Raw genomic sequence first — 12,586 nt, forward strand, 5'->3', positions numbered from 1 at the left:
TGAAAGCCGCTGCCGAGGAAGTTCCGCGAGAAGCGCCTCAGTTGATGCAACCCGTTGCACGGCCCGCCGCAGCGAACATGCCGAGAATTTCCTCGACCTGCTCGCTGCTGTGAAGGGCGCAAAGCGAGCATCGAAGCAGCGTCATGCCGGCAGGCGTCGCCGGCGGACGGGCCAAATTGACGTACAGGCCCTCGTTCAGCAGCGCTTCCCACATCGCCGCGCCGGTCTCCAGATCCGGCATGATGACGGCGATGATGGCCGACTGCGGCTCTTCGGTTCCGAGCTTGAAGCCAAGCTCGCGAAGGCCAGCGTGCAGGCGCTTGCTGTTTTCCCACAAGTGCGCGCGCTTGTCGGCGCTGGTCATCAGTTTGCGGATCGACGTTGCCGCCGTGGCGACGACGGAAGGCGGCAGCGACGCGGTGAACACATAGGGCCGGCACACCAACCGCAGTATCTCGAACTTCGGATGGTTCGAAACACAGAACCCGCCGACCGTGCCGACCGATTTCGAGAAGGTGCCGATGATGAAGTCGACATCATCGATCACACCTTGGGCCTCCGCGACTCCCCGGCCGTGCTCCCCGATGAAGCCCATCGAATGCGCTTCATCGACCAGCACCATCGCACCGTTCGCCTTGGAGATTGCGATCATTTCCCTGAGTGGTGCGATGTCGCCGAGCATCGAATAGACGCCCTCGAGGACGACTAGCTTGCCGGCACCCTCGGGAATCCGCTTCAGGCGCTTTTCGAGCGCGTCGAGATCATTGTGGCGGAAGGGCACGATTTGCGCGTTACCGAGCGCGCAGCCGTCGTAAATCGACGCATGGCTGTCGATGTCGAGGACGATGTAGTCGTCCTTCCCGGCGATGGTCGAAATGATGCCGAGATTGGCCTGATAGCCGGTCGAAAACACCATGGCGTGATCCATGGCGTAAAAGTCCTTGAGCGCGTCCTCGCACGCCTTGTGGCCGGCGTAGGTGCCGTTAAGGACGCGGCTTCCGGTAGTGCCGGATCCATAATCATCAAGCGCTTGCTTGCCCGCGGCGATGACGTCCGGATCGAACGTCATGCCCATGTAATTGTAGGTGCCGAGCAGGATAGTCCGCTTGCCGTTGCAGATTGCGACGGTGGGGCTTTCGACCCGCTCCATGACGAGTCCGAACGGGTCCGCCCCGCCACTGGCGAGCAGTCCCTCGCGAAGCGCGATGACGTCGTCGAACTTGCTGAACAGGTCGCTCACGCCTGGAGCTTCTCCAGTGCGTCGACGAGCTGGCCGACGGTCTCGATCTCGGCCTGCATGTTCATGCTGATGATGACATCGAATTCGTCTTCGATGTTCGCCACGAAATCGAGCACGGTCAGGCTGTCCCACTCCAGATCCTGCGCGAAGCGCGTGGCTTCGGTCACGGCGACGCCTTTCTTATTGAAGGGCTCGATCTGCTCGAGGACTTTGGCGAAGGTTTGGCTGCGGTCGGGCATGGCGCTCGTCGTTAATGTTCCGGCGCCGCTTAAGCAACGCAATGGGGCGCGATTGCGGCGCTTTAGAGCCAGCCCTGGGCGCGGTACCATGCGGCGGTCTCGGCGAGCCCCTGCGGCGTCGCGATCCGCGGTCGCCACAAGGATGGTGGAGCCGCACGATCGGGGCTCGCAACCCAGTCCCGGTGACTGAAATAGGCGGCGCGGTCGACCGTCAGCTTCGCCTTACTTCCTCGAAACCATTGGTCGGCGCGGGCGGCGACGCGCAGCAAGGGTCCAGGTGACGAGATCACGGCTGCTTTAGTGCCCACCGCCGCAGCAAGCGTCTGTGCGAATTCGCGATGAGTCCATCCGCGCCCTCGACCATCGTCGGGTTCCAGGACGACCCCGACAGGTGCCGCTGGCTCGGCCAGGGCGAGGAGCAGCCGCCCAAGGTCATCGACGTGAATGACCGACAGCTTTCCCTTCGGCGGCATGAGCATCAGGCCGAGCTTTGCCATCCGAAACAGTTCCAGCGTTTCCTTGTCGCCCGGGCCGTACACGGCAGGCGGTCTGACGATTGACCAATCGAGTCCCGAGCTCTGAACCAAATCTTCCGCGCGCGCCTTTGACCCGCCGTAGAGAGACAGCTCGGGCTCTCGGGCTGCAAGCGACGAAACATGGACGAACTTGTGGATTCCCCCCGCGGTGGCGGCGGCCAACATCGCCAGCGTTCCCGAAACATTGCCGGCGTCAAATTCTGCGGCGTCGCGGGCGCTGATCGTGCCGGCGATATGGATCAGGGTATCCGCGCCTTCGACGAGGCGCTTCAGCGCATCACGGTTGGCCAGATCGCCGGGGATCCAGGTCAGGCCGGTCCGTACCGGCTGATCGCGGCGGGTGAGCGCCTGGATTTCGTGCCCGCCGGCCAGCGCCGCGTCGATGACATGCGAACCGACGAAGCCCGTGCCGCCGGTGACCGCCAGCCTCATAGCGGCGACCAAGGCCTCTTGTCGGGCGCTTCCACCGCTTCATTGACGACAGGATCGGCCAAGCGCTGAATGATGGCATCGAGCAACGGCTCCATTCCCTCTTCCAGCGGGGCGGAAATTGGAAAGACGGTCGCCCTGCTCTCATCGGAAAGCTCGCGAACGAGTTCGGCACGCCGCTGCTCGTCGAGCAAGTCGGCCTTGGTCAGTCCAATGATCTCGGCCTTGTCCTCCAGGCCCTCGCCGTAAGATTCAATCTCACCCCGCACGATCCGCCATGCGGCGAGCGGGTCTTCGGCCGACCCATCGATCAGGTGAAGAAGCAGACGCGTCCGCTCGACGTGGCCCAGGAACCGGTCGCCAATTCCGGCGCCTTCGGCCGCCCCTTCGATAAGACCCGGGATGTCCGCAACGACGAACTCCCGACCTTTGTGGCGAACGACGCCAAGCTGGGGTCGGAGCGTCGTGAATGGGTAATCGCCAACCTTTGCTGCAGCATTGCTGACCGAATTGAGGAAGGTCGATTTGCCCGCGTTCGGCAGACCCACCAGGCCGACGTCCGCAAGCAGTTTCAGCCGCAGCCACACCCACATTTCCTCGCCGTCCTGGCCGGTCTGGTGCTGGCGGGGCGCGCGATTGGTGGAGGTTTTGTAGCTCGCGTTGCCGCGTCCGCCCATTCCGCCTTCGAGAAAAACCTGACGCTGGCCGACCTTGGTCAGGTCAACCAGCAGGCTGCGGTCTTCGTCGTCGGCCAACACCTGCGTCCCAACTGGAACCTTGATGACCAAGTCTCTGCCGCCCGCGCCGGTGCGGTTCGACCCGGAACCGCCCTTTCCCCGAGGAGCGCGGAAGTGTTGCGTGTAACGAAAGTCGATCAGCGTATTGAGCCCGGGGACGGCCTCAAACACGATATCTCCGCCTTTGCCGCCGTCGCCGCCGTCCGGGCCGCCGAACTCGACGAACTTCTCGCGTCGGAAACTGACGGCGCCGGGGCCCCCGGCACCGGAGCGAACGTATATCTTGGCCTGATCGAGAAAATGCATTGCGCGCCGCCTAGGACATTCGGGGACGCCCCGCCAGTTCGCGGGGAATCACCGTTATTGTGGCGAAACTATAGGCACTAAGGCTGTATGTCGGCGTTTAGCTCGCAAAACATGGTTACGGAGCCTTGGAATGAACGAGCGCATCGTGGCCGTCGGCCTGCTTACCAGGCACGATCTCAACCTGTTAGGCCCGACCTTCAATCGGGTCTGGCCGGTGGAGGACGCGCCATCGTTCAACCAATTGCTCCGCGCGATCGACGACGCGGACAATCGGTTACAGCAGGATCGGCGGCGCTGAAGTTCTAAAAACGATCCAGAAGGCGGTCGACGGTGTCGTCGGCCGTCTTCTGCTTGCCGTTTTCGGCCTTTGCGTGACGCTCCAGCGCCGTCCGGATGAGTTCAATCTGTTTGTCGCTTAGATGCTCGATGCCGATGAACTGGGATCGGGCCTTGTCGACGGCGCGCAGCAATTCATCGAGCTTCGCCTGAATGGCGGCGCCGTCGCGGTTTTGGCTGTTCTGAATCAGGAACACGGCAAGGAACGTCAGAACCGTGGTCGCGGTGTTAATGACCAATTGCCAAGTGTCCGAATAGTGGAAAACCGGACCCGACACTGCCCAGATGATGCAGAACAGCAGGGATCCGATGAATGCACCGGGCTGGCCCATCCAAATGGCGGTTTTGGTGGCAATAGTCGAAAACAGCTTTCGCATAGTCGCACGGAAACGCGTGACTACGGCCTTAGTGCCGTAGGCGTAATATTCTCCAGCAGACCGGTGTGTCAGCCGCCGTGGTGCTCTATTTCGAGCCGATGACGGAGGCGCTGCGCGGCGAGTTCGCGTGCCGCATCGCGCGGTAGGCCGAGGGCTTCGGCAATTGGCGGTCCCAGCAGTGAATCGCCGAGCGCATTCAAAACGAGGGACAAGGTGCTTTCGGCGACATGATGTTGATCGTGTCCGGCCGACAATTGCGAGACAAGCCGACGGATTGAATCGAGGATCGGATTAAGTGCGTCGCGATTGCCGGTGATGATCATCCAGGCGGCGAGCGCGCCAGCACCTTCTCGACCAAAAGCATCGAAGCACTGGTCGACGATGATGCGCGCATCGGCCTCGCCTGCGCGCGCTTGCTCGACGGCCTCGGCGATACTGGCGTTGACGTTGTCGGCAATCGATTTCGCCAGTTCGCCTTGCAGTCCTGCGGCCGATCCGAAGTGATGAAGGAGGTTGGCGTGTGTACGCCCGATCTCGGCGGCGACGGCCTTCAACGTTACCGCTTGCGGGCCCTGGTCGAGCAGCAGCTTGCGCGCCGCTGTCAGCGCGACGGAACGGCTCTCCTCGGGGCTAAGGCGGGTACGTCTTATTGACACAGGTGTAAGTTAGTCTATCTTCCCAGTATGACCGCGACAATTCTGCCGACCCCGGCCGACCTTACCATCACGCCGCGCGACCGGCGCTTTGGACGCGAAACGGCGGCGCCTCGCTTGTGGCACGGTGGCCGCGTCGAAGCGACCGCAATCTACAACGCGCTATCTACGACGTTTCCGGAAGGGGAGGCTTTCTTTGTCGAGAGCGTTCGCAAGTTCCGCCACAACGCGCCGCCCAAGCTAGCCGAAGATATCAAGGGCTTCACCACCCAGGAAGCTATTCACAGTCGCGAGCATGACGCATTCAACAAGCGCGCGACCGACAGCGGTTACGCGCTGGGCAGGCTCGAAGCGCAAGTTCTCAAGCGGCTCGCGGTGACCAAGGGACGACCGCCGATTGTCAGTTTGGCGGCGACCATGGCGCTTGAGCATTTCACCGCTATCCTTGCCCATGAATTGCTTGCCGACCCACGGCATCTGGCGGGAGCGGAACAGGCTACCGCGGACCTCTGGCGATGGCATGCGGTCGAGGAGATCGAGCATAAAGGCGTCGCCTACGACACCTGGCTCCACGCAACTCAGGACTGGTCGCGGTGGAAGCGATGGAAGGTCAAGGCTAAGGTCATGCTGTACGTGACCCGGAACTTCGTCGTCGACCGAACCGCGGGCGCGCTTGACCTCATGCGTCAGGACGGAGTTACCGGACTGCGCGCCTGGAGTTCTCTGCTTTGGTATCTCTGGGTGCGCCCGGGCATGTTTCGCAAAATCGGCGGCGCGTGGCTCAAGTTCTTCCTTCCGGGCTTCCATCCCTGGAATGAAGACGACCGACATCTGCTGCGCGACTACGAAGCGAATGTTGTGCCGGGCTCAGCGCCCGCCCGAAAGGTGCGCCACGCGGCTTAGGCCGCGAGCGCTTCCTCTTCGCCTTCGAGCATCGTCGTTGCGGCACTGAGTTCCAGGCGCATCAGCCGTGCCGGCGCCTCGGCGCCGCGCGCACAGCTATACCTCGGCGCTACGATCCCGAGCGGCTCGAAGCCCAGCTTTTCGAGGACCCGGGCCGATGCCGGATTGTCCACGAAGTGAGATCCTTCGAGGCTTTGGAATCCGAGCGTGCGGGCAATGTCGACCAGTGCCGTGCAAGCCTCCGTCGCGAAACCGCGGTTCCAGAACGGCTGCGCAACCCAGTAGCCGAGTTCGACCGTTCCCGACGGCCGCCTGCCAAGCCCGCATGCGCCGACCAACTGCGGGGCACCCGCGCCACGTTCGAAAATGAGCAGTGATGGCAAGACCGGATCGCGCGGCTTCGCGAGATAGGCCTCGGCATCACGGATGGAGTAGGGCCACGGCGCTGTTGCAAGGTTACGGACAACCGATTCATCGGCAATCGCGCTCATCAGCGCCATTGCGTCTTCGGGAAACCCGGGCCGCAGCAACAATCTCGGCGTTCTCGCGAACATCACCCTTCTCCTCGTCGGGCCCCTAACGGCGGCCCATGACAGTTTCGGGAGAAGGCAAAGAAAAAGGGGAGACCCCTTCCGGGGCTCCCCTTCTCCCTTTTTGGTCTCGATCCTTAGGATCTCGTCCGGGCCGCCCCTTTCGGGAACGGTCCCTTTATGACCGTTCCTATGCTTGGTTCTCGCTAATCGGCATCACGTGGACGTATTTGCGGCCAAGCTTGCCGTCGCGGAACGCGACTTGCCCGTCGGTAAGTGCAAAAAGCGTGTGATCCTTGCCCAGGCCGACGTTGTCGCCCGGGTGCCACTTCGTACCGCGCTGACGCACGATGATATTGCCGGCAACAGCCGTCTGGCCGCCGAACAGCTTCACGCCGAGCCGCTTGCTCTCGCTGTCACGTCCGTTGCGGGACGAGCCGCCTGCTTTCTTATGTGCCATGACGAATAAACTACCTGATAAATCTGAAAGTCTGATTACTTGGCTTTCGGAGCCTTCTTGGCTTCCTTAGCGGGTGCAGCATTTTCTGTCGACCCGGATTCGGCCCTGGCCTTGGCGGGTTTAGCCGCCTTTTCCGCACCGGCCGCCTTCTGATCGGCGGGCGCCGGGTTCTCGGTCGGCTTGTCAGCCGCGGGCGCAGCCTTCGCAGGCGCAGCAGCCTTGGGAGCAGCTTCGGCCTTCGGCGCCGCCTTCTTCTGTTCCTTGTGATCGCCGATCGATACGATCTTCAGGATCGTATGCTGCTGGCGATGGCCCTTCTTACGGCGGTAATTGTGGCGACGGCGCTTCTTGAACACCGTAACCTTTTCGCCCTTGGCCTGGGCAACGATCTCGGCCGCGACGGTCAAGCCGTCAGTCGACTTGAGATCCGACCCGTCACCGGCGAGCACGATGTCGCCCAGCGTGATGCGGTCGCCCGCGTTGCCGTCGAGCTTCTCGACGACGATCTTGTCTCCGGCGGCGACGCGATATTGCTTGCCGCCCGTGCGCACGACTGCGAACATTGGCTTTGTCTCTTTCAAACGAATTTCGGTCCCACGCGCGAGCGGGCGCAAGCCGGGACAAGCGCGGGGAAGGCGTGCCGCCTATGGCAGCGGCCCCATGCTGTCAACCGCCGGGCGGTACTCTGTACGATGTGGCGCGGGCGCAACAGCACTGACACATTTCTGTAAAGCGACGTAGCAAGTGCTTGCTTCGAAGCGCTTTTAATCTTTCCCTGCAGCGCTTGGGCCGTGTTCTCGGCCGTAGGGGGATTCGCTGTCATGAAAATCGGTATTCGTTCGACCCTGCTTGCCGGCCTTAGCGGGCTTGCAATCTCCGCTTCCGCCCAGGCTCAGACCAGCCCCGCGGCACAGGAGAATGCACAGGCGCAGGAGCAGGCTCAGGTCGCGGCCCAGGGCCAGACGCCGGTGAGTAACGAACAGACCATCGTTGTTACGGGGACGCGCACGGCCAACCGCACCGTCGCCAACAGCCCGGTTCCTGTGGACGTCATCGGCGCCGACCAGATCGCGACGACCGGCCAGACCGAGACCAACCGCATCCTCAATCAGCTGGTGCCGTCGTTCAACTTCCCGCAGCCGTCCATCGCCGACGGCTCGGACACGCTCCGCCCCGCCACGCTGCGCGGCCTGGCGCCCGACCAGACTTTGGTGCTGGTCAATGGCAAACGCCGCCACGTCGCCGCCCTGCTGAATGTTAACGGCACCGTCGGCCGCGGCAGCGCAGCCGTCGACATGAACCTTATCCCCGGCATCGCTATCGGGCGCGTCGAAGTGCTGCGGGACGGCGCCGCCGCGCAATATGGCTCGGACGCGATCGCGGGCGTCATCAACATCCAGCTGAAAAGCCAGAACCACGGCGGTCGCGCCAGCGCCACCTGGGGCGAGTACATTACGACGATCAACGACGTCGCGCAGGTCACCGGTCTGCAGCTGAACTCGGCGGGTCAGCCGCAGCTCAACCCAACCGACCCGCGCTATTTCCTCGCCAACACCGACGGGGACCGTAAGGTTCAGGATGGCGCGCAGCTGACGCTGGCCGCCAACCTTGGTCTGCCATTGGGCGGCAAGGGGTTCGTCAACCTCAGCGCGGAATTCCGTCATCGCGACGACACCAACCGCGCCGGTTACGACCTTCGCCCGAACTACACGCTGGGCGTCACCTCAGCGACGACCACGTTCGATTCGCGCGAAATCGGTTTCGATCGGCTTGAGTTCCGGTTCGGCGATCCGCGCTCCAAGGATTACAACCTTGTCCTCAACAGCGGCTTCGACATCACGCCGGATTGGCAGCTCTATGCGTTCGGCACCTACGGTCACCGCAACGCGACCAGCGCCGCCAACTGGCGCCAGTACAACAATACGTCGGCCAACCGCGACTTCAGCGTCCTTGCGCCCAACCAGGTGCCCAGCAACGCCAACTTCGTTCCGCTGACGCCGAACGGGTTCCTTCCGCTGATCGAAACGACGCTCAAGGATTATGCGGGAACGGTGGGGTTCCGGGGCTCGCTCGCCGGCTGGAACGTAGACCTGTCCGCCGGTCATGGTCAGGACCAGTTCGACTACCAGGTCCACAATACGCTGAACGCGTCGTTTGGCCCGCAAAGTCAGCACGATTTCGATGCCGGCGGTCTGAAGTACGCGCAGAACCTCGTGAACCTCGACCTCACGCGCGACTATCAGGTCGGCTTCGCGAAGCCGCTGACGATCGCCGCAGGCGCAGAGTATCGCCACGAGCAGTTCAAGGAGCGGCCGGGCGACACGCAATCCTATGCCATCGGTCCGTATTTCCGCCCGGCGGTCACGAACACGACGGCGGCCAACTGCACGGCGCTCGGCGGCCGGTACGGCTCCGTTGCAGCGACGACTTGCGATTTTCCGGGACGCGCGGCGCCGGCCGGCGCCCAGGGCTTCCCCGGCATTCCCGAAAATAGCCGCACGAACGCCAAGCGTCACAGCTATGCCGTTTACGCTGAACTCGACACCGATCCGGTGCAGGGCCTGACGACGACGGTCGCTGGGCGTTACGAACACTTCTCCGACTTCGGCTCGACATGGAATGGCAAGCTCGCGGCCCGCTACGAGTTCATTCCGGGCTATGCGGTCCGCGGCGCCATTTCGAACGGCTTCCGCGCGCCGTCGCTGCAGCAGCAGTACTTCACGACCACGTCGACGAACTTCATCGGCGGCGTGCCCGTGGACATTGCGACGCTGGCGGTGAATGCGCCGGCAGCGGTCGCCATCGGGGCGAAGCCGCTGAAGCCCGAGAAGTCGGTCAACATGAGCGTTGGCGTGACCGCCAACCCGCTCCGCGGCCTGACATTCACCGCCGACTATTACCACATCAAGATCAAGGACCGGATCGTTCTGACCGAGACCTTGGGCAATGGCGGGACGGGCAACACCTCGACCGTTCAGTCGGCGGTTACCAACTTGCTGGCCGCCTCGGGCTTCCCGCAGGTTGCTGCAGCCCGGTTCTTCATCAACGGTCTCGACACCACCACGCAGGGTATCGACATCGTCGCGGCCTACCGGCTCGGCCTCGGTTCCTACGGCAAGTGGAACCTCACCGCCGCCTACAACCATAACAAGACGAGCATCGACAAGCGGCTCAACGCCGTCGGTTCGCTCTCGCAGATTCCGGGCATCGTCCTCTTCGGCCGTGTCGAAGGAATCCGCTTCACCGACGGTCAGCCGCACGACAAGGTCGTGCTCAGCGCGGACGGCGACATCGGCAAGTTCGGCATCACCGCGCGGACGACGCGTTACGGCAAGGTCATCTCGCCTGGCTCGGCCAATCCGCTGGCGCCGAATGCGGCGAGCCTGACGGCGCTGGGTCCGGACGACATCATGCTGGGCGCCAAGTGGATCACGGATCTTGAGGTCCGCCTCCACAGCGGCAGCAGCGCTGGCGGCAAGGGCGTGGAATTCGCGATCGGCGCGAACAACCTGTTCGACGTCTATCCGGATCGTTCGCCTTATGGCGCGCGTCCATCGACGGTGGGAGGCAGCTATCCGGCCAACCAGATCTACATCCCCTACTCGATCTTCTCGCCGTTCGGTTTCAACGGCCGGTTTGTCTACGGCCGCGCGTCGATCAACTTCTAAGGTCCGACAGGTTCAACAGGGGGAGGGGAGGGCCGTCACGGCTCTCCCTTTTCTGTTAGTTCCGGAGGTCTGGACGTAGCCGGTACCGACCGTCTTCGCGGTTGAACATGGTGGCGATCGCGGGATGGTCGATCGGCTCCTCGCTATCGTCGAGCAGCAGGTTTTGCTGGCTGACATAGGCGACGTAGTTCGTCTCCGCATTTTCGGCGAGCAGGTGATAGAAGGGCTGATCCTTCGAGGGCCGCAGGTCTTCCGGGATCGCCTGGTACCATTCTTCGCTGTTCGCAAACTGGGGGTCGACGTCGAAGATGACGCCGCGAAAGTCGAACAGGCGGTGCCGAACGACCTCACCAATGGCGAAACGAGCGACGGGAATGTCGAATTGCGGTGTCACGGCACCGGAACGCGCGACGGAGTGAAATGGGGTCATGCTTATTATCTAGGCAAGGCCAATGCCCGCTGCTAGAGCGCCGCGTCCGACCGGGCCGGTTTCATTCGGCCGTCACGACTCTCGAGCGGAGAGGTGGCTGAGTGGTCGAAAGCACCGCACTCGAAATGCGGCGTACGGGCAACCGTACCGTGGGTTCGAATCCCACCCTCTCCGCCAGTTCTTCTTGCTCGATTACTTCCGCGTCAGGCGGGCGAGCGCACTTTCCATGCGGAGAGCGAGCCGTTCGACTTCGGTGTTCAGGTCGCGCAGTTCCGCCAAGGGATCCGCCGGCACGGACTCGCTCGTCTGCGGCTGGGCCTGGAGTTGCGCAGCGCTCAAGGCAGCGGGCGCGATGGGCAGCTCGAACTGGCAGCCATAGAATTCGCCGCTGTTCCAGACGACCGTGGCTTCGACGCTGCCTGCATGCGGCAACTCGATCTCGAAGATGGCACCGACCAGCATGGGAACCGATGTTTCGAGCAACGCGCCCGTCAAAGAAAGGTCGTGAACCGTGACCTGCTCACCGCCGGCGCTTGCGCCGGCACCAAGCCGGAGGGCGCGGCGCAGGTAGCGACGCCGCTCGTGCTTGGCCGTGACATCCTCGAAATACGCCGGCATCGCCATCGCAACGTCTCCTGCCTTGAAGGCAGTGGGCGCCGATGGTTAAGAAAGTGTAACCGTTTCGGTCACCGCCCGACCAAGCGTTGCTTCAGTTCGGCGACCTCCCAAAAATCGTTCTTGCTGAAGGGGAGCAGGGACTGCAGCGCAGCAAAGGTGCTGGGGCCGAGTGCGCGCTTGAGACCGTCCAGTTCGGCAAAGGCTGAACGCACCTCGGCAGAGTCGAATTCGGCATCGCCAGCTGCTTCTTCCAAGAGGGTCTCTTCCGCTTCAGCCACCAGCCAGGCCTGCAATTCCCAGTAGCGGCGCACCCGGGCGACCGACTGATCGTCGAGGCGCGACGCGAGCTTTGAGATCCGGTCGCCGGCGGGCCCGTTCGGCCACAAGCCCTTTCGAAGCGCCTGCACCTGCGCACGATGCTCCGCGCACTCCGACGCCAGCCAGCCTTGTGCCTCGGAAGTGCCGAAATTGAGGATGGCGATCAGCGCAATTGGGGCGATGACCAGCGCGCCCATCATCGCAGCCATCGGTTGGTTGGGAAATTGGTTGAAGGCGGTGTGCAGCGCGACGGCGACGCCGTAGCCGGGAATGAACCAGAGCAAGTTGAAGTCGTAGTCGGCGGCGGCGCTGCGCGTTTCACGCTCGGCAAACTCGTGTGCAATCGCGGCGAGCAGGGCCAATGTCGTTCCGTGCATGATGGCCGTGCCAAACCCGCGGACGAGCCAGGTACCGGTGCCGTAGTTGGGAAAGATGGTCAGGTAGAAGATATTCTCGACGACCGAGAAACCCGCGCCGATGGCGAAACCGGAGATGACCGCGTCGAGCTTGTAGCCGATGCGGTTGAAGCGGAACAACGCGATCATGATCGCGGCCTTGATCGCCTCCTCGATCCACGGCGCGATGAAGCGGCTGTAGAGCGAGAAGCCGATCGGCAGGGTGTCGAGCATGCGGCCGCTGATCGGCCAGGCAATGAGCGCGCCGAGCGCGCCGAGCAGGAGCAGGCCGCCGATTTCGCGCAGGCTCATGAGCGCGAAGGCGTCCAGCCAGACGAAGATACCGAGCAGCACCAGCACCGGGGTCAGCGCGATCGCCCAATGGAGGCTTTCGACCAATAACAAGCTCAG

Annotated in this window: 14 protein-coding genes, 1 tRNA gene and 1 pseudogene; 4 read left to right on the top strand and 12 right to left on the bottom strand. The window is 63.0% G+C overall.

Annotated features, from left to right (window positions below):
* Positions 1–37: 37 nt before the first annotated feature.
* The 4 genes from spt to obgE all read right to left on the bottom strand — a co-directional run bounded on the left by spt (position 38) and on the right by obgE (position 3,487).
* Complete coding sequence (gene spt, locus QU596_RS11420; RefSeq protein WP_308515635.1) at positions 38–1,240, bottom strand: serine palmitoyltransferase; 1,203 nt, start codon at positions 1,238–1,240, stop codon at positions 38–40.
* On the bottom strand, positions 1,237–1,479 hold the full coding sequence (locus QU596_RS11425) for an acyl carrier protein (protein WP_308515636.1): 243 nt from the start codon (positions 1,477–1,479) through the stop codon (positions 1,237–1,239). Before QU596_RS11425 ends, spt begins: the two co-directional genes overlap by 4 nt.
* 62 nt (positions 1,480–1,541) lie before the next feature.
* On the bottom strand, positions 1,542–2,447 hold the full coding sequence (locus QU596_RS11430; protein WP_308515637.1) for an NAD-dependent epimerase/dehydratase family protein: 906 nt from the start codon (positions 2,445–2,447) through the stop codon (positions 1,542–1,544).
* A complete protein-coding gene (gene obgE / locus QU596_RS11435) occupies positions 2,444–3,487 on the bottom strand; it encodes a GTPase ObgE (RefSeq protein ID WP_308515638.1) in 1,044 nt (347 codons plus the stop codon). Before obgE ends, QU596_RS11430 begins: the two co-directional genes overlap by 4 nt.
* Positions 3,488–3,617: 130 nt before the next feature.
* Between obgE and QU596_RS11440 the strand changes: the two genes are divergently transcribed.
* Entirely contained in the window at positions 3,618–3,785 is a 168-nt protein-coding gene (locus QU596_RS11440) for a hypothetical protein (protein WP_308515639.1), read from the top strand.
* A gap of 4 nt (positions 3,786–3,789) precedes the next feature.
* Here the strand turns inward: QU596_RS11440 and QU596_RS11445 are convergent, their stop codons facing one another.
* Positions 3,790–4,200 carry a low affinity iron permease family protein gene (locus QU596_RS11445; protein ID WP_308515640.1) on the bottom strand — a complete coding sequence of 137 codons (411 nt, stop codon included), beginning with the start codon at positions 4,198–4,200 and terminating at the stop codon, positions 3,790–3,792.
* A 68-nt stretch (positions 4,201–4,268) separates the two neighbouring features.
* On the bottom strand, positions 4,269–4,856 hold the full coding sequence (locus tag QU596_RS11450) for a TetR/AcrR family transcriptional regulator (protein WP_308515641.1): 588 nt from the start codon (positions 4,854–4,856) through the stop codon (positions 4,269–4,271).
* A 27-nt stretch (positions 4,857–4,883) separates the two neighbouring features.
* Here QU596_RS11450 and QU596_RS11455 point away from each other — a divergent pair, with 27 nt between their 5' ends.
* Positions 4,884–5,756, top strand: a complete 873-nt coding sequence (locus tag QU596_RS11455; protein ID WP_308515642.1) for a metal-dependent hydrolase — start codon at positions 4,884–4,886, stop codon at positions 5,754–5,756.
* Here the strand turns inward: QU596_RS11455 and QU596_RS11460 are convergent.
* The 3 genes and pseudogenes from QU596_RS11460 to rplU form a co-directional block, all read right to left on the bottom strand.
* Positions 5,753–6,310, bottom strand: a complete 558-nt coding sequence (locus QU596_RS11460; RefSeq protein ID WP_308515643.1) for a GNAT family N-acetyltransferase — start codon at positions 6,308–6,310, stop codon at positions 5,753–5,755. The two genes, QU596_RS11455 and QU596_RS11460, sit on opposite strands and share 4 nt — an antisense overlap.
* Before the next feature lie 166 nt (positions 6,311–6,476).
* Positions 6,477–6,746 carry a 50S ribosomal protein L27 gene (gene rpmA / locus QU596_RS11465; protein WP_308515644.1) on the bottom strand — a complete coding sequence of 90 codons (270 nt, stop codon included), beginning with the start codon at positions 6,744–6,746 and terminating at the stop codon, positions 6,477–6,479.
* A gap of 203 nt (positions 6,747–6,949) precedes the next feature.
* Positions 6,950–7,309, bottom strand: a pseudogene (gene rplU / locus QU596_RS11470) (50S ribosomal protein L21); the annotation flags it as partial.
* A 258-nt stretch (positions 7,310–7,567) separates the two neighbouring features.
* Here rplU and QU596_RS11475 point away from each other — a divergent pair.
* Positions 7,568–10,414, top strand: a complete 2,847-nt coding sequence (locus QU596_RS11475) for a TonB-dependent receptor plug domain-containing protein (RefSeq protein ID WP_308515646.1) — start codon at positions 7,568–7,570, stop codon at positions 10,412–10,414.
* A gap of 55 nt (positions 10,415–10,469) precedes the next feature.
* Here QU596_RS11475 and hspQ read toward each other — a convergent pair whose 3' ends face one another.
* Positions 10,470–10,844, bottom strand: coding sequence for a heat shock protein HspQ (gene hspQ / locus QU596_RS11480; protein ID WP_308515647.1), 375 nt, complete (start codon positions 10,842–10,844; stop codon positions 10,470–10,472).
* An 87-nt stretch (positions 10,845–10,931) separates the two neighbouring features.
* Here hspQ and QU596_RS11485 point away from each other — a divergent pair.
* Positions 10,932–11,021: transfer RNA gene (locus QU596_RS11485), tRNA-Ser, on the top strand.
* Positions 11,022–11,036: 15 nt separating this feature from the next.
* On the opposite strand, the gene QU596_RS11490 is transcribed toward QU596_RS11485, so the two are convergent.
* Together QU596_RS11490 and QU596_RS11495 are read right to left on the bottom strand one after the other, a co-directional pair.
* Complete coding sequence (locus QU596_RS11490) at positions 11,037–11,468, bottom strand: PilZ domain-containing protein (RefSeq protein WP_308515648.1); 432 nt, start codon at positions 11,466–11,468, stop codon at positions 11,037–11,039.
* A gap of 62 nt (positions 11,469–11,530) precedes the next feature.
* Positions 11,531–12,580 carry a PrsW family glutamic-type intramembrane protease gene (locus QU596_RS11495; RefSeq protein ID WP_308515649.1) on the bottom strand — a complete coding sequence of 350 codons (1,050 nt, stop codon included), beginning with the start codon at positions 12,578–12,580 and terminating at the stop codon, positions 11,531–11,533.
* Positions 12,581–12,586 lie beyond the last annotated feature (6 nt).

The organism is Sphingomonas flavescens (genome assembly GCF_030866745.1).
Lineage (GTDB): Bacteria > Pseudomonadota > Alphaproteobacteria > Sphingomonadales > Sphingomonadaceae > Sphingomicrobium > Sphingomicrobium flavescens.